The following is a 21,920-nucleotide window of genomic DNA, read 5'->3' as shown; positions in this document are numbered from 1 at the left end:
ACTTATTCTCAATAATATAATCTAAAATTAATTTCCTGCAAGTATTTACATGGTAGAGGAATCAATACCAGATCTAATCTATTATGATAGCCTGATGTTGAAAGGTAAAGTGGAGGAAGAGTAAAGATAGATCGAATGAATTCAATAAAGGAATCTGGTTTATTTCCCTGATATTCCTTCAATCATCTGTTTGCCTTCTTCAGTAGCACTATATATTATCCAATTTCCTTCTCTGGCTCCTTTAATAATACCACTTCCACTTAATATTGAAAGGTGGTATGATAACTTTGAATCAGATACTTTCAGAATATGCTTTATTATGCATACACAAAGGGGTTGCCTGGCTACCATATATAGTATCTTCAACCTGAGTGGGGATGATAATGCATGGTGAATCTCACTCCATCTCTTGAATTCATCTTCAGGAGGCATTTTTTTATAAAGGTTGTCCACTCCTCCTTTATATTCTATTTCGCATTTTATAGGTTCGGGAATAATCATTTTTTCACCTGCTACAATAAAGACTGAACTGGGATATATTGTCTTCCTCCTTTACACATTTTTCCATTACCATTCAAATACACATATATACTATCACCGGTATCTATTGCTCCCATGACCGCTGTATTCGAAATACTGCAAAAAGACGCAGCTGGCCGTATTGGTAGACTGCATACACCACATGGTGTTGTTGAAACACCAACGGTTATGCCAGTTATCAATCCCAACATAAACACAATACCCTCTTCTGAAATGCATCAGTTTGGTGCGCAAATACTTATTACAAATTCATATATCATTTCTCGCAAGGACGAACTCAGGAACGTAGCACTGGAAAAAGGCCTGCATCATCTTCTGGATTTTGATGGTCCCATCATGACAGATTCAGGTTCTTTTCAACTATCCGTTTATGGGGATGTTGAAGTAACAAACGAGCAGATAATAGCGTTCCAAAAAAACATTGGTTCTGATATTGCAGTTCCCCTTGATATCCCAACTCCTCCGGATGTCTCTTACAAAAGGGCAGAAGACGAACTTGAAACGACCCTTGAAAGAGTGATTGCAGCCAGAGAAATTGTAACGGATGATATGCTTTTGGCGGGTCCTGTACAGGGCTCCACTCATATGGATCTCAGGGTACACAGTGCGAAAACCCTTTCAAAACATGCCTTTGATGTATATCCTATCGGAGCTGTGGTTCCACTTATGGAATCCTACCGTTATGCGGATCTGGTAGATGTTGTTATTTCTTCCAAAAAGGGCCTTGATCCTGTAAAACCGGTCCATCTATTTGGGGCTGGTCATCCAATGATGTTTGCTCTTGCTGTAGCAATGGGATGTGACTTATTTGATTCAGCAGCTTATGCCCTTTATGCAAAAGCAGGCCGCTATATAACGGTTGCCGGAACATCTCACCTTAAAGATCTTCAGTATCTTCCATGTAATTGTCCCGTTTGTTCTGCTCATACTGCATCGGAAATAAAATCTGCTTCCAACTCCAAAGAATTATTGGCAAGACACAATCTTTACGTGACGTTTGCCGAAATTCGCAACATCAAGCAGGCAATAAGGGAAGGTAATTTGTTAGAGCTTGTGGAACAGCGGTGCAGGAGTCATCCCTCAATGTTGTCGGCCCTTAAAAGATTGTACAATTATAGTCCCTGGCTTGAAGGACTTGATCCGTTTTCCAAATCCACTTTCTTTTATACTGGTCCCGAATCCTCAAAAAGACCGGAAGTTGCACGATTTAAAGAAAGACTTGGCCGCTTTAATCTGGATGGTAAAATTCTTATACGCTCAAAGTCCGTGAAAGGCGAAGCAACTTATGATCATGTCCTGAATTTCAAGCCTCCGTTTGGAGCATATCCCGTTGAACTCTCTGAAGTATATCCTTTCAATGCGGAAATCCCTGATGAAATGGATCCGGGTGCAATAGGTGTGGCGCTGCAAAACGTAATAGAACTTATTAATAAAAACAGGAATGGAGTATTCTATTTGAGTCTTCCAAAACAGTACACTGTTCATCCCCTTTATGAAGATCTCAAGAAGAATGCCATTCCTTTAGATGAAATGCCCGATGAAAATCTTTAACTAAACTGACAGAAATCACGGATTTGAATCTAATCCCGGGTGATTTACTTGGTATCTACAACTGGATCGAAGTCTCGCAACCCCTATCTGGAACTACTCAGGCCTGAAATAGCTGATATGGATCTTGCCCTGCCGGCAGCAAGTGCATTGCTTGCATCATATATATACGCCGGAGATCTACCTTCGGTTTTACCTTTCATTATTGCAATTATTGGTGGTTATGCTGCGATAACAAGTTCTTATGTGTTCAATGACTGTTGTGATATTGATATAGATAAGATAAACCTGCCCGAAAGGCCCATCGCATCTTCTACTCTCACGCAGGAACAGGGGCTCAAATATGCCTTTGTCCTTGTAGTTATTGCATCAATAGCTGCCTTGTACCTGAATCCCGAGTCTTTTGTGGTACTTGTGATAGCAGTTAGTACTATAAGCATATATTCAAAATTTGCTAAAAGATCTACCTACTTAAGTTTCGTACCAGTGGGTATTGCATATGGGCTTGTACCGATTGGTATTTGGCTTGCATTTGATCCTGCGGGAATTCTAAAGGGTGCGGACACTTCTATTCTCCCCCTTCCCGGGATATTCCTGGGTATTATGATGTGTGTTACCGATTGGGGATTTACTCTTTCCGGTGTCTCCAGGGATGTGGAAGGTGACCGGGCTAAAGGTGCGCCTACATTCCCTGTAGTATTTGGTGTACCTGCGACATCTAAATTGGTGACTGCCTGTTGGATTATAGGTGTAATTTCTTCTCTCATAATAGGTTGGACGGCACAACTTGGTCCTATTTTCTTCACAGGGGCAATTCTTGCGGGGATGTGGATGATTATCCAGTCTATTGATTTCATCAAAAATCCTATGCCAGAAAGAGGAGGAATGCTTTTCCTTCAGGGTTCTCGCTACAGGGGCGTAATGTTTGGCTCCCTGATAATTGATGTAATTCTGTCTATAGTTTCTGAGGGTTATGTGAATATTCTATGGTGATTTATAATGGATGCTGATGTCATTGTGATCGGTGCTTCCCCTGCCGGCTTAGCTGCTTCCAGGGTAGCATCAGAGCAGGGTTTGGATGTCCTTTTAATGGACAAACAAAACGTATTAGGTGAAAACACACATCCTGCTAACACTTTTTTTAAAGGAATGTTTGACAGGGCCGGCGAAAATGTGGATAGTTCCTATGTCCTCAAAAATTTAAGAGGGGCTAATATTGTAGCCCCTTCCGGATCCTATGTGGAAGTCGAAAGTCCCGCTTATTTTCTGGACCGCCCTGCATTTGACCGGTACTACATACAGAAAACCAGGGATTCAGGTGTTGATATTGCGACATCAGTTGAAGCATATAATGTATTGAAAAATGATGAAGGGGTTTCTGTGAGTACTTCGCAGGGCACCTTCGATTCAAAACTTGTAATAATCTCAGATGGGATCAATTCCAAACTCGCTTCTCTTTGTGGCCTTTCTGCAATGAAACATCCGGATGACATAGGTTGGGCTATGGAGGCAGAGGTAGAAGGTGAGGGGATTGGTGAGCCGGACATGTTTGAATATTTCGTGGGAAGCGTGGCTCCCGGATGGAAATCAACTTATTCTCCCTGTGGAGGCGACAGGGCAACCCTGGGTGTCTATGTAAGAAGGCATGGCAGGGATGTATCTTCCTTTTTTGATAGGTGGGTGGATAAATTCAAGCGCATGAAGGGTTTGTCAAATTTACGCATAGGTGAAGTGAAAACCGGAGGGGATCCTATCGCTACTATTCCCAACCAGATGGTTGCTGATGGTATTATGCTTACAGGAGGTGCATCCGGACAATCTGGCATTGGCTATTCCATACACGGAGGCAAAATGTGTGGAAAAGTTGCTGCTGAAAGTATACAGGAGGCAAATACTTCCTCACGTTTCCTGTCCCGTTATTCACGTATGTGGGCAAAGGAATACAGGACCGAATATTATTTGGGTAGAATGGCGCTTGAAACTCTCCGCAAAATGGATGATAGTGAGATAAACAGTATGATGGAAGTTTTCAAACAGGAGGACCTATCTTTCCTCCAGGGTTCATCTCTTCAAAAAGCATTACAGGTCTCTCTTTTCATGCTAAAAAAGAAACCGTCATCGCTTCTTGGTTTCAGTGCATTCCTGAGAAACAGGTGATCTGTGGTAACATGAAATACGATTTTTATAAAAATCCCTTCTTCAAGGTTTATGCTACTGTTGAAAACGGACGTGTCAATATGCATACCTCAGGTCTTGCATCAAAAGCAGTGAAACCGCTGCTATCAGATATGATGGACATGTTCGATGGTTCTAAACCGGCCCTTGTAAATGGTGAGTCTCTTGTATTTTCCACCTGGATGCCCCCTATCCCAGGAAAGGCTTTTGACAGATTGGTTTCCAGTCAGATGGGGTATATGAGGGGGAAAATGGTTCCTGAACAGGTGACAATTTCCATCACCGAGGAATGTCCCAACAGGTGTCTGCATTGTGCATTGCCTAATACAAATAACAGGGCATCTCTTTCTCCTGAGGTTGTAAGAAATGCTATTGACCAGTGTCTGGAAATGGGTTCGACTCTAATTATTTTTGATGGGGGTGAACCTCTGTTATACGAAGGACTTGAAGATCTCATTAACTATGTTGATAATGAGAAAGCAATAAGCGGTATGTTTACTTCCGGCGTAGGTCTGGATTTTGCAAAAGCCCTGTCATTAAAAGAAGCAGGCCTGGATATGCTCAGTGTAAGTCTGGACAGTGCATTTGAAGTAAACCATGACAGGATGCGTGGCAGGACAGGTGTTTACAGGGCTGCTATGTCTGCTATAGAGAAAGCCCTTGATGTCGGATTAATGGTAAATATATATGTTGTAATTTCTCCTTCTAATATCGATGAGCTGGACGATTTCTACCAACTTGCAAAGGACATGGGTGTACATGAAATTACCTTTTTTGAGATCGTACCAACTGGCCGATGGTTAGATCATAAGGATGACCTTCTATCATCCGGGGACATGCAAAAATTCAATGATTTTATTGAACGTTCGAATAACATGAGTGGACCTCGTGTATTTTCGGTTCCTCATGTATTGCGCAAAATGGGATGCTTTGCTGGCAAAAAATGGTTGCATATAACCCCTGAAGGAAATGTCAGTCCATGTGCATGCATACCAATTTCGGTAGGTAACATACATGAAGAAAAAATAAATATAATATGGGATAGAATCCGGAAAGATTCTGTATATAAAGCAAAAACCTGTCTTATGCGGGATGATAATTACAGAAATCAATACGTCCTTAAATGATATATAAAAATATAATCAGGGTTTCCCCTGATAATTATTTCCATTCTTATAGAAGACCGGACTTCTGGAGAGTCATGAGGTTTTCTGTAGTAAGTTTCTCGCCGGATTTGAACTTATCAAATATATCCTCGGCATCCTTACGGACTTCTTCCATATCTGCGCCTTTCTTGCCACCATCTTTCTTCTTGAGTTTGCGAAGTTCTTTGTCAATATCCCGGATTTCCTTCTGAGCTGCAATGAAAGCCTTGTGCTCTTCATCTGCTTTTTCCTGGATTTGTACAAACTCTTTATGTGCAGTATCGGATTCCGCGCGTATCTTATCCGCTTCTTTGAAAGTGGTAATCATCTTGTCATGATATTCCTGAGCTTTCTGAGCATATTCAGAAAGGGTTGTATGGTAGCCGGAAGCCTCTTCCCTGATTTCCTGTGCTTCCGTAAGCAGGTCATTTAGCTCAGTATTACTTTCAATTTGCTTTTTCTTTGTATCGTAAAGTTTCCGGAGTTCGGATATCTTGTTGACCAGTTCTTTTTCTTTTGATGGTGTAAGAACTTCGGTCTGCTGTGAGAATTCCAGCCTGTCGATATCCTTGCGAATCTCTTTCAGGGATGGTCCTGTAAGATTATTGGCACTTCTGAGCTCATCAACTTTTCCAAAAAGTTCATTTGCCTTTTCGTTGGTCTTATCACGAAGATCCTTGAATTCCTGAACTTTTTCGTTGTTTTCATCACGAAGTTTTTTATATTCCTGTGCTTCGTTGATAAGATCTTTGGTCTTTTTGTTGAGCTCATTGCGTTTTGATGCAAGTGTACTTGCCTGTGCATTAAGTTCATTACGTTTATTCTTGTGTTCTTCAGAGGTGTCCCTCAGATCTTTCCTTTTGTCTTTCAGTTCTTTTTGCATGTTCGATTTATCCTCCCGGTCCAGCAAATGTAGCTGGCATTTCATGCATTTCTAATGCACGATACTTCAGGATCCACTTTATTGTAGTGAATCAATCACGGAGATTAAGGCCCTAAGGTCCTTCTTCGAAATTATGACATCTGCATGTTGATGGAGAATTGGTTTTGGATTGAATGCAATTGAATAACCTGCTCTCTTAAATATACAGACATCATTTGCCCCATCTCCTACCACGATACAATCTTCGGGTAGGAAGCCATTCTTTCTGGCAATTTCTTCAAAGGCAACTTCCTTTGAAAGGTTTTGTGTCATAGGACCAGACACTACACCTGTCAGATATCCATTTTTCACCTCTAGAGTGTTGGCATATACGTAATCGATGTTGAGTAATTTTGCAACCCTGTCCGAGGACAGAGTAAATCCACCGGATAACATTGCAGTTTTGTATCCAATTGATTGTACATGCTCAAGGAGCTCTTTTGCACCGGGCATTAGTTCGATCTTTTCAACCGCTTCCTTTGCCTTTGTTATTTCCAGACCTTTAAGGAGTTTCACTCTTTCCAGAAGAGCCAGATGGTAATCAAGTTCTCCTCTCATTGTGCGATCTGTAATCTGTGCAACTTTGTCTGCCACTCCTGCAGCAAGTGCAAGCTCATCGATACACTCAGCATCTATTAAGGTGCTGTCCATATCAAAAATAATCAGTTTAGAAAATTTTCTGTTAGAATTGCTGGCTAAAGTCACTTCATCAAACCTGATCATTTGAGATAATAATAGAGGTATGTAGGAAATATGGCTGTAGATTAGTCACATTGCTTTTAACTTTTTCGGATAAAAAGGTCCGCTATTTCCATTCTTATTTAACAATTTAGTACTGTTATGTGTAATTCCAAAAATAATATATGCTACGTAGTTATTTTCCCTCTGTGATTATATGGTAAAAGTAGGATTTATCAAATTGGGTAACCTGGGTATGAGCCAGGTCATTGACCTTGTACAGGATGAAATTGCAGCCAGGGAAGGTATCAGCACCCGCGTGTTTGGTACTGGCCCCAAAATGGACAAGGAAACAGCAGCTTCTACTGAAGAATTGAAGGCGTGGGAGCCTGACTTTGTTGTAATGATCAGCCCCAACGCAAGTGCACCGGGTCCCAAATCTGCCCGTGAGTTATGGAACGATTATCCATGTATTGTCGTCTCTGACGGACCTACCAAGAAAGATGACAGACAGGCTCTTGAGGATGCAGGTTTCGGTTACATTATAATGACCGTTGATCCTCTTATCGGTGCCAAGACAGAGTTCTTAGATGCTGTTGAAATGGCCTCCTTTAACTCTGATGCAATGAAGGTCCTCTCTACCTGTGGTGTTGTCAGACTTCTTCAGGAAGAACTTGATGCAGTAACTGCCCAGGTCGATGAAGGCAAATCCGGTGCAGACCTTGAACTTCCACACATTCTTGCAAAACCACAAAAATGCATTGAACGTGCAGGTTTCAATAACCCTTACGCTAAAGCAAAAGGTCTTGCATCTCTCCACATGGCAAGCAAAGTCGCAGAAGTAAACATGCCAGCCTGCTTTATCCTTAAAGAGATTGAAGATGTTGCTCTCACTGCAGCAACAGGCCATGAACTCATGCGTGCAGCCGCACAGCTTGCAATTGAAGCCAGGGAAATTGAGAAAGCCAATGATTCTGTGTTCAGGCAGCCTCATTCCAAGAAGGGTGTCCAGCTTCAGAAAACAAAACTTTATGAGAAACCACAGAAAGTGTAAACTCACTTTCTTTTTTATTTTTAAGACATGGATCCACTGACAATTGTTATTATTGCACTACTTTTCTTTGCACTGGCAGTGCTTTTAACGGCCTTTTTCTTAAAATCTGCAATATTGATGTCACACCAGCAGGATGAAGATATAAACCTGAAAGAAAAGAAATTATAAATTTTATATGTTTCATTTCGGGCAGGACTTATCTATCAGTATAAACATATACTATGCTAGTTGGTATAGTTTATATTAGATTTCTAAACGCAGGTGGTTTTTTTGTCGGAAACAGATTACAAAAGTGATGTACATATTATCACAGAGAAGGTAAAATCCGAAGAACCTATTTTAATAGAAGGGTTCCCGGGTATCGGGCTTGTGGGTAATATTGCAAGTCAGCAAATAATTGAAGAACTCGATATGGAATATATAGGTTCCATAGAATCTCGTTATTTCCCTCCTATAGCCGTGCTCTATGAGGGTGTAATCAATATGCCTGTAAGGATATATGAAAATCCGGATCTCAATCTAATAATGGTTGTGTCGGATATCCCCATCAATCCTTCTATTTCCTATGATGTAAGTAAGGCCCTTGTTGATTGGGCTCAGTCAGTAAATGTAAAGGAAATCATTTCAATTGCCGGAATTGCTACTGCGAGTGAAGAGCCTATTGTCTTCGGTGCTGCTACAACTGAGGAAATGCTGGAGCGCATAAAAGAAAAAGTGGAAATCTTCCAGATGGGTACAATATCGGGAATTTCCGGCAGTATTATGGCGGAATGCTTTATGCGTAAACTTCCTGCCATCAGTCTTCTTGGGGCTACACAAACCCAGAATCCGGATCCAAGGGCTGCTGCAGCTGTAATAAAGATCCTAAATGACCTGTGTGATTACTCAATAGATACGGAAAGTCTCATCGAGCAGGCTGAGAAGATTGAAGTTGAGATGCAGAAACTTGCAGAAGATGTGCGGACCACAGAACAGCCATCTTCCGCCAGAAAAGAGTTCCCGATGTATGGGTGATCTAAATGGAATATGTTGCTTTAACCGGAATCTCTCACGATGTAGTTACAGATCTTAAAAATCATGGCTTAAGGACTATTGAGATTAGAAGTCCTCATAATTTTTTCACGACACTGAATCTGAACGTAGGAGAAAATATTTTCCTTACTTCCACAAGTACACAGGATTTGACTGCAGGCACAAAGGGTATTATCGTAAAACTAATGCAGCATCAGGTTTCTACGCATCGTATAATCAACGGTACGGATAATTTTTACGAGGAAAGGGAAATGACCATGATACGTATCCAGCTGCAATCTAAATGTGTGGCAAGGGTGAGGAAAGTGCTCTCCAATCAGATAGGGCAGATTACCCTTGTTGATGCCGAAGAAATTTCCTTCTATGATGCCCGTTGATCAATCAAAGGTATCCGGGATAATTCCCAGTGCCTTTTCTACTTTTTCCAGCATGTCATAGCGTATTCCGATAGGTACTTCTTCGCTGCTATACTTGCTGTGTTTTCTGGATCCCTTACATCCAAAAGACAGGGCTATTCCTTTATTCAGGGTCCCTGCTACACAATCACTGCATACAGAAGCTGCGCCGATTGTTTGAATGTCTGCTGGAGTTCCATTGTAATAGGCTATCGCCTGGATTATTCGCATTGCTTTTTCAGGTCTCAGATACAAAATACAAAGATCAAATTTTGAGCTGTTTTTTGAAAGAGGTTCGATTTTCAAACTCCCGTATTCTTTTTCAAGCCGGCTTAGGGAAAGGACCGCATTTTCTGCGATTTCGTATGATGCGTATCTACCTGAATTAAAATAATATTCAGCCGGGGGTTCATTGCTTTTGCCAAGGATGAACTTGCCGACTCTGCATCGTTGTGTCCTAATCAGGGATTGTTTTCCATATCTTGCATCGGTAATGATTTCGCAGAAGAGTTTCTCAGATACGTCCCCTTTCGTGCTGTTCTGGAAAGTAATACAAACCGGACTTCCTTCATCCATAATGCTCTTTATGTTTTTTATCCACTCATGTACCACTGCTTTTACCCCATTTCTTTTTCTCTTCTCCTGCACATCGATGAGCAATCCTTAATGGTTCAGGCATTTTGTTTCCTTTCAGGCACTTTTTTGTGATATCCAGGCAACTCCTGGTGGACGTCAGATGTCCGACTGTAATTACGATTGGTTTTGTTTCGGGCAATACTTTAAGGAGCCAACCTTTTTGTTTTCTTCCATGATATAATGGCTGGGCTTCATTTCCTTTTTGTGGTATTTTTGCCCTGCCGCAAAAAATTCTTTTTGTAATCCCTATTGTAGGCTTATCCAGGACCACTCCAATATGAGAGGCAAATCCGGCATTTGCAGGATGGGTGGTACCACAGGCATTGATCATAAGCAGATCAGGTTTGTGGCTGAGCTTCTGGTAGGCTCTTATTGTCCCTTCTCCCTCACGAAATGAAAAAAATCCCGATATATAAGGAAAACTTATTTTTCCAATATGAACTGTCCTTTCGACAAATTCCATTGTGGGATATTTTAGTACGACAATACAGCATATTACAAGATCTTTGAAATAGGTACAGTCCGCACCCCCAATAAGTTTTATATTTTCAAACCCATCAGTGGTGACTACCTGTCTACCTATTTCTTCCTGCAGATTTCTGAACCACTATAAAGCCGAATAGGATAATATTTTCATGAAATTTCTGTCTTTATCGTGGTAAACACAGGTCCCCTTATGTCTATTTTCTTGTTTTTGCCGGTCACATAACGCTGGGCAAGGGGGGATAGTTTTATGTTGATTTCTGCAGGTGTCTTTATTATTCTTGCACGTGTTTCAATTTCAGTATCGTCTTTTGCAACAGCATCTTCGACCTCGCTTGCTGCCTTTGCCGCCAGTGCTTCAATAAACCTGACACCGGTCCTTGCTGAATGATTGGAAAATGCTTTTTTCCATTTCTTATTATTTGGCAATCCCAGGATGTCGTTATTGTAAATTACAATCTCATTAAAAGCAGCCGGGCCACAGAGTTTAGTGTCTTCTTCGGGTTCAATGACTGAAACCTTTACATTGTGCCCTTCAATTTCCCCTTCCCATGCAGGCAACTCGCAGGGGCTTGGTTCGGATGCATGGACCTGACACTGCTCAACAATGGCTTCGAATATTTCCCTCCCCTGAGATGTTTCGGGTATCATGTCAATTTCGACATGTCTGGCAAGTTCGCTGTCGGACATCTCCCATTCAGAGTACAATTCCATCTGTGGATAGCTCATTCCCCTCAGGTCAGTGGCCTCATGGATGATCATGGCAAGCCTTTCAACCCCGAGGCCCAGATTCATCACAGGATAGGGAATATCATATTTTGAAAGAGGTATCGGGGAATATATTCCAAAAGTAGCAATTTCTACCCATCCATCCGAATATTTGGTATTGGAATCTACAAGTTTTGGATGGTATGCAAATACCTCTATCTGGGTATCTGGACTGTAATATTTACTGCGTTTTTCATCAGGCCTGAACTGGAATTTCTCAAAACCAAATTGTGATAGCAGGGCCTGGGCAACAGCTTTGCCGTAATCTACGGTCACATCCTCATCCATTATAACACAGGACGCTGAATAATAGGTCATAAGCCTGGCAGCATCTTCCTGTTGTTCCCGGCGGAAGCACCTGTCGATGGAGAACAAATTGAATGGGGGTTCACGGCGCTTGAGAATCTCTGAGAGGCTGATAAACCAGCCGGAGGTCATATGACTGCGCAGGGTACGTTTGCCTGCTTTTGGTGTCAGTTCCTTAAATTCCGGGAACACCTGATCTATGACTTCGACTATGAGGGAATCTGACACGTCCAGCTTTGCGGCCATTTCGGGAACCAGATCGTCACCTTCTATCTCTCCTTTCTTATAGGCATGCAGGACCTTTCGTATCATATCAATATCTTCTGTGGAAAGATCTCCCAGCATTTCTTTTATTTTAGATATACGCTCATCGGATATGCCGGCATTTGGCCGGGGAAGTCCTGCCAGGTAGAAACATCTGTCAAGTACGGCCAGTGCTTCATGTCCGAATTGTTTGTGCACTTCCTGTTCATCAACAATGATGGGATTCATCATTTCCTCAAAACCCATCCGAAGGTAGGCTTCCCTTAGTTTCGCAATAGTATCATAAACAGGATGAGGTTTACCATAGTTGATTGATGTTATAGGGTAGCGTTCATTGAACAGAGGCTTTTTGACATACTTTGCGCTATCGTTCCAGGCCCTGTCAAAATCTTCGCTGGCATCTTCTCTTATTTTATCAGGATTGAATTTCATATGAGTTCCCTTTTAAATTTGATTTATTTCCTGCGAATTCATCATTAATTTCTGGAATTTATATTGCTGTAATGCATGGGTCAGATCTCCTCTGGTCTTTTCATTCAGGGATCTGAGTACATCCGTGTGACGTCTGAGATTTGCGGTAATTACATCAGGGTAATCAAACATTATTAAAAGTGAATAAATGTTATCCATTATCTGTAAATATTTTTCCCCCTCTGCAGGCTTGTCTTCTCTTATCAGATCAAGTACATGCCTTCTCAATTCTCCGCCTGCTTCTGCAAGGCCATTAAGGTAGGCTGAATCTTCGACTTCCATCTGTTGGGGGGTTGGCAATTCTTCAAGTGTCTTATTTTCACATAATAAAGAATAGGTGATAATACATTCTGCATATTCCTGCTGTGCCTGTCCCACAGGTCCTTTGTAATATATTTCAGGGTATTTTCCCAGGGTTTCATTCATTTCCCGGAGATAATTACGAGCAGTCAGGAGATTCTTTTTGACAGTATCCCTTTCTTTGCGATGAATTGCGATAGTAGTTGTACGGCACGCTCTAACAAGTTTACGTGACAGGGCCAGACCTTTTTCCCGTGCAGCATCCTTTTCTTCAAAATTTCCAATAAGGGTGCCTGTAATAGAATCCATGTTTCCTGGGGATTATCTAGATATTAAAAAAAGATACCTGGTGAATTATTCATCCACAGGTATTGTTTCAAGCTGACTTGCTACATTCCAGATTAATGTACGGGTATGAAGGGGGATGTTGGGGTCATTACTGATGTCTTCAAGAATGGATATACTTGAAGAAGCTCTCAGGAAAAGGGCTTCACTGTCATCGTTTAATTTTTCCACGACTTCGGTGGCGGAGCGCCTGATATTTCTTGGGACTGAATTATCGTTTGCTATGTGCTCCAGTACCTGTGTGCATTGCTCTATAACATCTTTAGTATTAACAGACAGCATTTTGATCACCTTGAGTTAATTAGGGGCATAAAATAAGGGTTAGTTCTGTATGTCTAACTAATAATCTCATATAAAAACTTACCCGTTTGCTGGAATATTATCTTATGAAAGTTGTTGGTTCTATTCAGTCAGATTTAAATTCCTGGGTGGACTATTACCTCTTTGTACTGAATGCTGTATTCCGGCTACATATTATTCTTTTAGTTGTGATGTGATAATAATGGGAAGAAATGATGACGATGCTAAAATAAGAAGAATTTCCAAATTGCTTGAGCTTGGTGGCACAATGCTTGCACAACATTGTGATACTTGTGGATCTCCTTTATTCCGTTATCAGGGGCAGGTCCTATGTCCTCTATGTAACGTTGCAGAAGAGGGGGAAGAAGATCAGGATGAAAAGGTAGAGGAAACGATTCCTTCTGTTGAAACAGAAGTATCAAAAGAGGAATTTGAAACAGAAACTGTTGAAAATAAACCAAAAGTTGCTCCATCGCAACCACACACCAACCTTCAGGAACCAGTATCTGATTCATTGCATGGTGAAAGGAAGGGCTCAAGTCCCCTTGAACAATTGATTGAATCCAAACTTGTTGAAATAGCAAAAAACATTCAATCAGAATCAGACCCCCGGCGTGTAGAAGACGCTTTTGATCTTATCGAGAGGGGAATGAATATTCTGGAAAGGATAAGATCCAATTCCTGATCTTATCCTTTATATTCGCTACAAACCACTTCTCTTATACGTGCAGCGGTTTTAGGACCAATGAGTTTCACTTCCCTGAGTTCTTCTTCACAAGCTTTCATTACAGCCTCAACAGACCCGAAATATTCAAGCAGGTTGCGTGCTGCCTGTGGCCCAAGCTGGGGAATTGCGGATACAATATATTCCTGCTGCTTTGAAAGGATTGGAGCAGCTTTTTTCCCGTGAGGATTGATAGGTTTTTTATCCTTCCCCTGGTGTCTTTTAGCTATCTGGATTATGAGAGCTGCTGTTTCTTCTGCATCTCTGGTATGGAGAATAGTTGTTTCAAAATCCATTGATATTGATAACATTGCACCGTAAATGGAAGATGGATTGATACGGCGGGCATTGAATAGTCCCTCTCCTTCGATAATCAGGATGTTTTTCTCATAAGTGCGTGTCAGGTTTGAAATCTGCTCGAAGAGCTTCCCCTCAATAAGTGAATTCACGAAATCCACGGTTTCCTTTCTCTCAATAGCGACATTCTCACTGACAACGTAATCTCCCACTTCGAGGGTTTTTACACTAAGGGCTGCACCTGCTTTTTGTAGATTGCGTGTTACAGTACTGCGTATCTCTCTTTGATCCGCCACGACTTCCGGCCCGGTGTCATCTGCAGGTTCTGCACTGTTGTCAAAATCTTCAAGACTGCGCTGCTTTTCTTTAATGAAAGGATTATCTTGTTCTTCTGTGGACAGTGTTTCCTGGAGTTGTCTGATATTTCCCTGCATCTTCTTTTCCCGGTTTGCACTGCTCCAGTAGTAGCCTTCGTCCCGGGTTCCCTTTGTTACCAGAACTACAACCCTGCCGGCATGTTTGCGGCCGGTTCTCCCCTTTCTCTGGATACTGCGTATTTCCGAAGGGATTGGTTCATAAAAAACAACCAGGTCTGTTGCAGGTATATCCAGTCCCTCTTCAGCAACGGAAGTTGCAACAAGTACATTGAAGTTTCCCTGTTTGAAATGATCGATAATTTCGACCTGTTGTTTCTGGGTCAGGCCTTTGTCTTTGTATTTTGAACTCTGGCCTACGAATTTCACTGGATTTATATCTTCAATCTCCGATAGTGCATCTGTTACCATTTCTGCTGTATCCCTGAAATTGGTAAAAACGATAACTCTTGAATCTGGATTGGAGATTAATTCTTCTTTTACAATGTTACACACTGTCTCAAGTTTGGGATGCTCTGCACCGCACTCTTTAAGACGATGGGATAATTGCCTCATGGACAGGTCTTCCATTAGTCTTTTAGAAGCTTTACTTGCTCCCTTTGTACAGGCTTCCCTCTCCAGGCGGTCCACATATTTGGCAAGAGCCCCTACTCCCTGGGTTTCAATGACTTCTATTGCATGGCCTGCTTTGAGGATTTCTGCCATGAGGGATATGGAACTGTATACAGAAGGATCAGGGTTTCCACTTCTGAGTTGGCCCTGCATTTTTCTTTGAAGTCCCAGTAGTTCCTTTTTTGAGGTTTTTTTCCCGTAGGGCAGTCTGTATCCAACTTCATCCAGTTTTTGAATCCTGTCTTCCAGAACTTTATCGAGCAAATCCTTGAGCCTTTGCATTTCATCGGGCAGTTTTAAGTGAACCCATTCGACTTTCTTATGGTGGATATAAGGGGCAACATCAGAATCATCTTCTGTTTTGACTGCCACTTTTTCGATATGCAAACTTTCGCAGACCTCTGCTATCTTTTCATCTGAGCTTCCCGGGCTTGCGGTAATTGCCAGACACAAGGGTTCTTTTGCCTGGTTGAAGTATTCCTCTGCAATGTAGGTATATGAATAGTTTCCAACAGCACGATGAGCTTCATCGAATGTTATGTGGGCCACATCCTGAAGACTGATCCTTTTTGTGAGCAGGTCGTTTTCTATAACCTGGGGCGTGGATACTATTACCCTACCTCTTTCCCACATATTTTCTCTCTTTGCAGGAGGAAGATTTCCCGTAAATGTCATCACTTCTTCAGGTTCCAGGTTTAACATCTGGCTAAAAAAAGCTGCGTGTTGTTCGACCAGTGGTTTTGTGGGTGATAACATCACCACCTTTTTTCCCGTAGCCTCCAGTCTTGACGCCATGACAAGCAGAGCTACTATTGTTTTGCCCAGTCCTGTGGGAAGGACTACCAGTGTAGAGGAAGATAGTGCTTTGCCTGCCAGGTCAAGCTGGTAGAGACGTTGTTCGACAGAATCGGGTTTAATCAGGGGATGTTGTATGTACTTTACCATATTACCCTTTACTTATCTTTAAAGGGGAAATAACAAACAATTTTTATTAATAGCTTAGCAAAGCGGATTGAAAGTATTAGAGGGGGCTTCCGGCCTCCTCAAACACCATATTTCCACTGATTAATTTTTCCAGGTTTCCTTCAAGATCGCTTACAGGGGTTCGAACCTGTTTCATGGTATCTCTTTCACGAATTGTAACAGTATTATCTTCAAGGGTGTCGTAGTCAATAGTTACCGAATATGGGGTGCCTATTTCATCATTCCTTCGGTATCTTCTTCCGATGGTTCCTGAATCATCATAAGCCACCATCAATCCTATGTCCTTAAGGTTACTTACGACCTGCCTGCCTTTACTGACCAGTTCATAACTGTTTTTCATAAGTGGAAGGACTGCTACCTGAATAGGGGCAATTTCACTCTTAAATTTGAGAAGAATACGCTCTTCTTCCTTTTCTTCTTCAGCTGTAGGGGCCATTTCGGTTTCATAAGCATGTTCCAGTAATGTGTAGAATATCCTGTCGATACCATAGGAAGGTTCGATAACATGGGGTACCACAGTTTCCCCGCTTATTTTCTCTTCCACTTCTTCAGCTGAAACAACGTCTTTTGGTACTGAAACTTCCTCGCCGTTGACTACTACGTTTATATCGCCATCTTTTTCAAATTCTTCATGCCCAAGTTGTTTGAGAGCTTCTGCAACATCCTTTGCTTTTTTCCTGAAGAGGGGTCCGAGTTTTCCCATATCTGGTTTTACGGCAAATTTTTTCACCATTTTAGGTTCATCATATTCAATATAGACAGCCAGCTCGTTTTTGCTCATATTTGTATGGGCAATTAGGTCATAGTCGGTCCGATCAGCAATACCCACTGTTTCTATCCATCCAAAACGAGCTGTTTTGATTTCGGCATCCCAGCAATCGATTGCATAATGTGCCATCTCATCTTTCTTATGCTGGCGGAATCTCAGTTTATCGGGAGAAATACCAATACGTTTGAGGAAACGATTGGTAAGGGCAATATGATAGGCCAAGAATTCGTGGGCAATGATTTTGTTGTCGATTGCTTCCCGGATTGTCATTTCTTCCAGTTTTCCTCTTTCCTGTGCCTCATCGGAATAAAGTATTATCAGGTCATTCTCCACTGCAGTAATTTCGGGATGTGTTTTTTCTTCTGGATGGGTGAATATTTCAGCCTCAGCCTGGGTAAATTCCCTGAGTCTTATGACACCCTGTCGCGGGGATATCTCATTACGGTATGACTTACCGATCTGGGTTACACCGAAGGGCAGTTTTTCCCTGTAATAACGCGCCAGCCTCTGGAAATCAATGAAGATTCCCTGGGCGGTTTCCGGACGCAGGTATCCGGGTCTGCCATTACCGGGTCCTATACTCGTCTCAAACATCAGGTTAAACTCTCTGGCTTTTCCGAGTTTGCCCTCACATTCCGGGCAGCAAATACCATGTTTGCTGATCATCTCATCTACTTCTTCGTTACTCAATGCATCTGCAACAGCTACATAGTCCTCAATCAGGTGATCTGCCCGAAAAGCCTCTTTGCATTGTTCACACTCACACAGGGGGTCGGAGAAACCACCTACGTGACCGGAAGCTACGAATATATCCTCTATGCCGATGGTAGGAGTTTCGATTTCCATGAAGCCTTCCCGGACAACATAGAATTGTCTCCAAATGTTTTCTATTCTGCGTTTCAGGGTACTTCCCAGGGGTCCGTAGTCATAGAATCCGGCAGTACCTCCATATAATTCAAAAGAGTTCCACAGGAATCCGCGTCTTTTTGCCAGTTCGATAACCTGCTCATATTTGTCCATAATTTAATCCTCGATAAATGGTATAATATCTATGAAAGTGATCTCATTCTCCATATTTCCATGACATTTAATTCTATCGAACTATTTCAAAATTGCACTATAATTATGAACAATTAAAATCCAATAACATTTGTTCATTTATTGGGAATGTGTGATCTGTCAATATTTTTAGATCATATCCATTTGTATATATATCTTATAATTTCTCATCATAATGATGATATTATCAAAAAAGTATTTATAGAGGACTGTATATACACTATAATTAGGCAAGACCATTTTCATATCGTACCACCACCACCACCTAACATATCTTCATTTGGCCATACCACTTACATGGTCTTGCTCTCTTCTTTTCAAATTTTATCGATTGAGTACTTCTTCTACAGATTCTCCTCCATGTACAATGCGGGATATTTTAGATACGGTAACAACCGGATCTTCGGACTGGAATACATTTCTGCCGATTGCAACACCTCTTCCACCTGCCTCCAGTGAATCATGTATCATCTGCAGGAGGTCTTCTTCTGTTTCCATCTGGGGACCGCCTGCTATAACAACAGGTACCGGGCAGCCTTCCACGACTTCTTTGAATGAATCAATATCTCCTGTGTAATTTGTTTTCACGATATCTGCCCCCAGCTCGGCACCAACTCTTGCAGCATGTTTCACATACTCTGCATCATGCTCTGATGCTACACGGGGTCCTCTGGGATACATCATTGCCAGAAGTGGAATTCCCCACTCATCACAGCCCTTTGCAATTCTACCAAGGTCCTGCAACATCTTTGCTTCATCATCTGCACCTATATTTATGTGGACTGATACTGCATCAGCGCCAACTTTTATTGCTTCTTCAATGGTGGTAACCAGTACCTTGTGATTTGGGTCAGGTCCAAGGGATGTTGAACCGGAAAGATGGATTATCAATCCCACGTCTTTTCCATATCCTCTGTGACCGTATTTGGGAAGACCCATGTGCCCCAATACTGCGTTTGCACCACCTTCAGCGACTTTATTTACAGTAGTAGGCATATCTGTCAGTCCTCTTAGAGGCCCGGCTCCGACTCCGTGGTCCATTGGTATTATTATTGCGTTTTGTGTATTACGATCGAATATGCGTTCGATTCTTACGGATTTGCCAATTTCACTCATGTGTACTCTCCTGTACATATATGTACATGTATTTTTATAAAAAATTATTGTAAGCAGGTATTCTCATTCTGGTATTTACCATTGTATCCTTCATCAACTTCTGTGTGCAGAGTATAAAATACAAGTTGTATCGTACGCGCATTTTTTTGCAGTTTCAGGCCATCAGGGTTATAAACAACAAGTAAACATTCGCTTCTGCCACGGTATCCGGCATCCCATACAGCAGTTTCCAGTGTCGCTCCGGCACGTATCAGGCTTGACCTTGGTGTTGCGAGTGCTGCAATATTTTTGGGAATATTAACGATTTCATTGAAGATAATTTTGTATATGCCTTTTTCGAGGTCAATCCATTCCTCATAAAAATCAAGAGGTATACTTTCAGGGATTTGCCTTTTTGAATTATCAAAATCGATGGTGCCCTTTCCATTTAGTCTGTGCACACTCTCAAGTGTAAGTTCGATTCCATTGGGTTGCACCTGAAGTTCTTTATCCACAAAACCTTCGACAAGAGGCTGCTCACCCTCCAGTAGTTTGTTAAGTTCTTTCCTTGATAGCATTGCCATGTGTTATATACCTCTTTTTTGTATTTCTATTGTAAGGCAGTTTTTTATATCATTTTGTCCCAATATTCAATCAGGCACTTTGGAGGGGGTATTTTATGTTGAACCTTATTGTTCAAACAATTCTGATAATTATTATACTTGTTTCAATATATCTTGTTCGTAATAATAAAACTAAACTCCATTGTCGCATAATGGGTTTTGCTTTGTTTGCACAGTTTTTGTCGACAATATTTTTTATGTACCCCGCTATGTCTGGTGTAAGATCTACTTATTACTTTAACACGTTTTTCAATATTGAACTGCTTTTCCATCATGGTTTGGGCCTTTTTGTCCTTCTTTTGGGCCTTTATGTAGAATTACTTTTTATGGGCAGGGTCAAGGATATTCTCAATAGGTTCGTTGCAATGAAACTCATAGCTGCATTATGGTTCCTTTCTTATCTGCTGGGGGTACACATCTATCTTGTGATGTACTATTGAATCTCAGGTTGCTTGACTCTCTTCTAATAAACAACTGCAGACATCTTTTCAAGATGAATGAACCATAGAAACATTAAAATCATTTTAGGTTTATTGGATGCTCAGGTGAAACTAAAATGAGTTCAGAACTACCCCCACAGGTCCAGAACCAGCTGGCACAGTTGCAGCAGGTTCAACAACAGGCCCAGACACTTGCTATGCAAAAAAATCAGATCGAAAGTACACTGAAAGAAACGGAAACTGCTCTGGAAGAACTTGAACAGTTGTCCGGAGATGCAGTTGTCTACAGGACTGTTGGGGATATGCAGATACGTACTACCAAGGATGATGCTATCGAAAAGCTCAAAGAGAGAAATGAAACCCTTTCACTGAGATTGCAGTCTATTTCTCGTCAGGAAGAACGCATCTCCAAACGTTTCAACCAGCTTCAAGAACAAGTCAAACAGGCTATGGGCACCCAAGGCGGTTATCAGGCACAGTGAGCCTGACCTGCCTGCCAACTATCATTTGCCGCCATAATTGCGGGTAGTGATAGGTAGAGGTTGAAATGAAAGTAGATGAAGAGGGATTCTACAACAAACTCCTTGACTACCATAATATCCTGTATCTATGTCATCGCAATGCTGATCCCGATGCTGTAAGCAGTGCCTTTGCTCTATCTGAAGCTATTGGAGGCAAAGTAGGGCTGGTTGATGGTTGCAATCGTGTTGCTTCTTTGCTGGTTGACAAACTTGAGATTGATGTTGTGGAAGACCCAAACCCCGAAGACTACGATCTTACGGTTGTAGTAGATACTTCAACAATTGCACAGTTAAATGATATTGAATTATGTCACTATGGCGTGATTGATCACCACGCAACAACTGCTCTTACAGAGAATGCAGCATTTTATCTGCACCGCAATAAGACATCTGTTGCAGAAATAGTTTATGATGTACTGAAATGCATGGGTGCCCCTATTATGAACCGCACTGCTGTGGGGCTTATGACAGGTATTGTGACCGATACCGGGCATTTCAAACATGCAACAAGTGATACTTTCCGTACATTTTCTAATATAATTGAAAGCAGTGGTGTTGAATATGCGGAAGTACTGGAGCTGATGGCTTCTACTCCACAGGATGTGTCTATGCGTATTGCCATGCTAAAGACGGCCAATCGTGCGGAGATTGAAAGAGTGGAAAGCTGGCTTGTGGCTACCTCTCATGTAAGCTCTTTTGGAGGTTCTGCTTCTTCAATGCTGATCAATATAGGTGCTGATGTTGCATTTGTAGGTACGCTGAAAGAAAACTCTATCCGGGTTAGCGGAAGGGCAAAAAGAGATGCTGTAAATGCCGGAGTAAATCTGGGTCAGATCATGGAAGATGTGAGTGCTGATTACAATGGCACAGGTGGAGGACATGCAGGTGCTGCGGGTATCGATGTAGTTGCCGATATGGAAGAGATACTTTGGGCCTGCAAACAAAAGGTTATTGAAGTTCTCCGGAATAAGAAGAATCCGTCTAGTTTATAAATCTTAATTTCAAATACCATAAATAATGATGTACTTTGTACATGACAAAATGGCTGTTATGTGATAAC

General features: G+C 41.7%; 24 protein-coding genes. 12 read left to right on the top strand and 12 right to left on the bottom strand.

Translation table 11 applies throughout. The annotated features are described in order from the left end of the window. Positions 1–159: 159 nt before the first annotated feature. Positions 160–501 (bottom strand): ArsR/SmtB family transcription factor, encoded by a 342-nt coding sequence (locus tag BKM01_RS10010; protein ID WP_072358310.1) that lies wholly within the window; start codon positions 499–501, stop codon positions 160–162. A 114-nt stretch (positions 502–615) separates the two neighbouring features. Here BKM01_RS10010 and tgtA point away from each other — a divergent pair, with 114 nt between their 5' ends. From tgtA to BKM01_RS09990, 4 genes are read left to right on the top strand one after another with little or no spacing between them, the layout of a single operon-like run. Further along, positions 616–2,091, top strand: coding sequence for a tRNA guanosine(15) transglycosylase TgtA (gene tgtA / locus BKM01_RS10005; protein ID WP_072358308.1), 1,476 nt, complete (start codon positions 616–618; stop codon positions 2,089–2,091). A gap of 48 nt (positions 2,092–2,139) precedes the next feature. Continuing rightward, positions 2,140–3,081 carry a UbiA prenyltransferase family protein gene (locus tag BKM01_RS10000; RefSeq protein ID WP_072358307.1) on the top strand — a complete coding sequence of 314 codons (942 nt, stop codon included), beginning with the start codon at positions 2,140–2,142 and terminating at the stop codon, positions 3,079–3,081. A gap of 6 nt (positions 3,082–3,087) precedes the next feature. Next, on the top strand, positions 3,088–4,245 hold the full coding sequence (locus BKM01_RS09995; RefSeq protein ID WP_072358306.1) for an NAD(P)-binding domain-containing protein: 1,158 nt from the start codon (positions 3,088–3,090) through the stop codon (positions 4,243–4,245). A gap of 11 nt (positions 4,246–4,256) precedes the next feature. Further along, positions 4,257–5,390, top strand: coding sequence for a radical SAM/SPASM domain-containing protein (locus BKM01_RS09990; RefSeq protein WP_072358304.1), 1,134 nt, complete (start codon positions 4,257–4,259; stop codon positions 5,388–5,390). Between the two features lie 46 nt (positions 5,391–5,436). Here BKM01_RS09990 and BKM01_RS09985 read toward each other — a convergent pair whose 3' ends face one another. Next, the gene (locus BKM01_RS09985) at positions 5,437–6,291 is read right to left on the bottom strand and encodes a coiled-coil protein (protein ID WP_072358302.1); all 855 of its coding nucleotides are present in this window, start codon (positions 6,289–6,291) and stop codon (positions 5,437–5,439) included. 78 nt (positions 6,292–6,369) lie between these two features. Beyond that, complete coding sequence (serB, locus tag BKM01_RS09980) at positions 6,370–7,053, bottom strand: phosphoserine phosphatase SerB (protein ID WP_072358301.1); 684 nt, start codon at positions 7,051–7,053, stop codon at positions 6,370–6,372. Positions 7,054–7,225: 172 nt separating this feature from the next. Between serB and BKM01_RS09975 the strand changes: the two genes are divergently transcribed. The 4 genes from BKM01_RS09975 (at position 7,226) to BKM01_RS09965 (ending at position 9,471) form a co-directional block, all read left to right on the top strand. Then, the gene (locus BKM01_RS09975; protein WP_072358299.1) at positions 7,226–8,062 is read left to right on the top strand and encodes a F420-dependent methylenetetrahydromethanopterin dehydrogenase; all 837 of its coding nucleotides are present in this window, start codon (positions 7,226–7,228) and stop codon (positions 8,060–8,062) included. 27 nt (positions 8,063–8,089) lie between these two features. Further along, positions 8,090–8,230 carry a hypothetical protein gene (locus tag BKM01_RS10850; RefSeq protein WP_157769641.1) on the top strand — a complete coding sequence of 47 codons (141 nt, stop codon included), beginning with the start codon at positions 8,090–8,092 and terminating at the stop codon, positions 8,228–8,230. A gap of 102 nt (positions 8,231–8,332) precedes the next feature. Next, positions 8,333–9,076 carry a proteasome assembly chaperone family protein gene (locus tag BKM01_RS09970; protein ID WP_072358297.1) on the top strand — a complete coding sequence of 248 codons (744 nt, stop codon included), beginning with the start codon at positions 8,333–8,335 and terminating at the stop codon, positions 9,074–9,076. A gap of 5 nt (positions 9,077–9,081) precedes the next feature. Beyond that, positions 9,082–9,471: a DUF473 domain-containing protein gene (locus BKM01_RS09965; RefSeq protein WP_072358295.1), complete on the top strand. Its 390-nt coding sequence runs from the start codon at positions 9,082–9,084 to the stop codon at positions 9,469–9,471. Here BKM01_RS09965 and BKM01_RS09960 read toward each other — a convergent pair whose 3' ends face one another. Genes BKM01_RS09960 through BKM01_RS09940 form a run of 5 tightly spaced genes read right to left on the bottom strand, consistent with a single transcriptional unit; the run spans position 9,472 to position 13,344 of the window. Continuing rightward, entirely contained in the window at positions 9,472–10,101 is a 630-nt protein-coding gene (locus BKM01_RS09960; RefSeq protein ID WP_233125555.1) for a DUF169 domain-containing protein, read from the bottom strand. It lies immediately after the preceding gene. Continuing rightward, entirely contained in the window at positions 10,091–10,708 is a 618-nt protein-coding gene (locus tag BKM01_RS09955) for an endonuclease V (protein WP_257790300.1), read from the bottom strand. The genes BKM01_RS09960 and BKM01_RS09955 overlap by 11 nt, the downstream gene beginning before the upstream one ends. A 50-nt stretch (positions 10,709–10,758) precedes the next feature. Further along, positions 10,759–12,378 (bottom strand): O-phosphoserine--tRNA ligase, encoded by a 1,620-nt coding sequence (gene sepS / locus BKM01_RS09950; protein ID WP_072358291.1) that lies wholly within the window; start codon positions 12,376–12,378, stop codon positions 10,759–10,761. A 12-nt stretch (positions 12,379–12,390) separates the two neighbouring features. Next, positions 12,391–13,026: a translin family protein gene (locus BKM01_RS09945; RefSeq protein ID WP_072358288.1), complete on the bottom strand. Its 636-nt coding sequence runs from the start codon at positions 13,024–13,026 to the stop codon at positions 12,391–12,393. Between the two features lie 45 nt (positions 13,027–13,071). Beyond that, the gene (locus BKM01_RS09940; RefSeq protein ID WP_013037155.1) at positions 13,072–13,344 is read right to left on the bottom strand and encodes a UPF0147 family protein; all 273 of its coding nucleotides are present in this window, start codon (positions 13,342–13,344) and stop codon (positions 13,072–13,074) included. Positions 13,345–13,564: 220 nt separating this feature from the next. On the opposite strand from BKM01_RS09940, the gene BKM01_RS09935 reads away from it, so the two are divergent. Beyond that, positions 13,565–14,047, top strand: a complete 483-nt coding sequence (locus tag BKM01_RS09935; protein WP_072358287.1) for an Sjogren's syndrome/scleroderma autoantigen 1 family protein — start codon at positions 13,565–13,567, stop codon at positions 14,045–14,047. A 2-nt stretch (positions 14,048–14,049) separates the two neighbouring features. On the opposite strand, the gene BKM01_RS09930 is transcribed toward BKM01_RS09935, so the two are convergent. The 4 genes from BKM01_RS09930 to BKM01_RS09915 all read right to left on the bottom strand — a co-directional run bounded on the left by BKM01_RS09930 (position 14,050) and on the right by BKM01_RS09915 (position 19,860). Next, a complete protein-coding gene (locus BKM01_RS09930; RefSeq protein WP_072358285.1) occupies positions 14,050–16,314 on the bottom strand; it encodes a DEAD/DEAH box helicase in 2,265 nt (754 codons plus the stop codon). 76 nt (positions 16,315–16,390) lie between these two features. Continuing rightward, positions 16,391–18,142 (bottom strand): glycine--tRNA ligase, encoded by a 1,752-nt coding sequence (glyS, locus tag BKM01_RS09925; protein WP_072358283.1) that lies wholly within the window; start codon positions 18,140–18,142, stop codon positions 16,391–16,393. A gap of 363 nt (positions 18,143–18,505) precedes the next feature. Beyond that, positions 18,506–19,297: a 2-amino-3,7-dideoxy-D-threo-hept-6-ulosonate synthase gene (locus BKM01_RS09920; RefSeq protein ID WP_072358281.1), complete on the bottom strand. Its 792-nt coding sequence runs from the start codon at positions 19,295–19,297 to the stop codon at positions 18,506–18,508. A gap of 44 nt (positions 19,298–19,341) precedes the next feature. After that, on the bottom strand, positions 19,342–19,860 hold the full coding sequence (locus BKM01_RS09915; RefSeq protein WP_072358279.1) for a deoxyuridine 5'-triphosphate nucleotidohydrolase: 519 nt from the start codon (positions 19,858–19,860) through the stop codon (positions 19,342–19,344). A 248-nt stretch (positions 19,861–20,108) separates the two neighbouring features. Here BKM01_RS09915 and BKM01_RS10845 point away from each other — a divergent pair, with 248 nt between their 5' ends. The 3 genes from BKM01_RS10845 (at position 20,109) to BKM01_RS09900 (ending at position 21,852) form a co-directional block, all read left to right on the top strand. After that, complete coding sequence (locus BKM01_RS10845) at positions 20,109–20,339, top strand: hypothetical protein (protein WP_143744092.1); 231 nt, start codon at positions 20,109–20,111, stop codon at positions 20,337–20,339. A 116-nt stretch (positions 20,340–20,455) separates the two neighbouring features. After that, positions 20,456–20,821 carry a prefoldin subunit beta gene (locus BKM01_RS09905; protein ID WP_072358275.1) on the top strand — a complete coding sequence of 122 codons (366 nt, stop codon included), beginning with the start codon at positions 20,456–20,458 and terminating at the stop codon, positions 20,819–20,821. A 65-nt stretch (positions 20,822–20,886) separates the two neighbouring features. Continuing rightward, positions 20,887–21,852, top strand: coding sequence for a DHH family phosphoesterase (locus tag BKM01_RS09900; RefSeq protein ID WP_072358273.1), 966 nt, complete (start codon positions 20,887–20,889; stop codon positions 21,850–21,852). The last annotated feature ends 68 nt before the right edge of the window (positions 21,853–21,920 follow it).

The organism is Methanohalophilus portucalensis, from assembly GCF_002761295.1.
Classification (GTDB): Archaea; Halobacteriota; Methanosarcinia; order Methanosarcinales; family Methanosarcinaceae; genus Methanohalophilus; species Methanohalophilus portucalensis.
This window is presented reverse-complemented; position numbering and strand designations above follow the sequence as displayed.

Coding starts and splice junctions, on each gene's coding strand:
- BKM01_RS10010 (WP_072358310.1), bottom strand. CDS start 501: ATGATTATTCCCGAACCTATAAAATGCGAAATAGAATATAAAGGAGGA.
- tgtA (WP_072358308.1), top strand. CDS start 616: ATGACCGCTGTATTCGAAATACTGCAAAAAGACGCAGCTGGCCGTATT.
- BKM01_RS09995 (WP_072358306.1), top strand. CDS start 3,088: ATGGATGCTGATGTCATTGTGATCGGTGCTTCCCCTGCCGGCTTAGCT.
- BKM01_RS09990 (WP_072358304.1), top strand. CDS start 4,257: ATGAAATACGATTTTTATAAAAATCCCTTCTTCAAGGTTTATGCTACT.
- BKM01_RS09985 (WP_072358302.1), bottom strand. CDS start 6,291: ATGCAAAAAGAACTGAAAGACAAAAGGAAAGATCTGAGGGACACCTCT.
- serB (WP_072358301.1), bottom strand. CDS start 7,053: ATGATCAGGTTTGATGAAGTGACTTTAGCCAGCAATTCTAACAGAAAA.
- BKM01_RS09975 (WP_072358299.1), top strand. CDS start 7,226: ATGGTAAAAGTAGGATTTATCAAATTGGGTAACCTGGGTATGAGCCAG.
- BKM01_RS10850 (WP_157769641.1), top strand. CDS start 8,090: ATGGATCCACTGACAATTGTTATTATTGCACTACTTTTCTTTGCACTG.
- BKM01_RS09965 (WP_072358295.1), top strand. CDS start 9,082: ATGGAATATGTTGCTTTAACCGGAATCTCTCACGATGTAGTTACAGAT.
- sepS (WP_072358291.1), bottom strand. CDS start 12,378: ATGAAATTCAATCCTGATAAAATAAGAGAAGATGCCAGCGAAGATTTT.
- BKM01_RS09945 (WP_072358288.1), bottom strand. CDS start 13,026: ATGGATTCTATTACAGGCACCCTTATTGGAAATTTTGAAGAAAAGGAT.
- BKM01_RS09940 (WP_013037155.1), bottom strand. CDS start 13,344: ATGCTGTCTGTTAATACTAAAGATGTTATAGAGCAATGCACACAGGTA.
- BKM01_RS09935 (WP_072358287.1), top strand. CDS start 13,565: ATGGGAAGAAATGATGACGATGCTAAAATAAGAAGAATTTCCAAATTG.
- BKM01_RS09930 (WP_072358285.1), bottom strand. CDS start 16,314: ATGGTAAAGTACATACAACATCCCCTGATTAAACCCGATTCTGTCGAA.
- glyS (WP_072358283.1), bottom strand. CDS start 18,142: ATGGACAAATATGAGCAGGTTATCGAACTGGCAAAAAGACGCGGATTC.
- BKM01_RS09920 (WP_072358281.1), bottom strand. CDS start 19,297: ATGAGTGAAATTGGCAAATCCGTAAGAATCGAACGCATATTCGATCGT.
- BKM01_RS09915 (WP_072358279.1), bottom strand. CDS start 19,860: ATGGCAATGCTATCAAGGAAAGAACTTAACAAACTACTGGAGGGTGAG.
- BKM01_RS10845 (WP_143744092.1), top strand. CDS start 20,109: ATGTCTGGTGTAAGATCTACTTATTACTTTAACACGTTTTTCAATATT.
- BKM01_RS09905 (WP_072358275.1), top strand. CDS start 20,456: ATGAGTTCAGAACTACCCCCACAGGTCCAGAACCAGCTGGCACAGTTG.
- BKM01_RS09900 (WP_072358273.1), top strand. CDS start 20,887: ATGAAAGTAGATGAAGAGGGATTCTACAACAAACTCCTTGACTACCAT.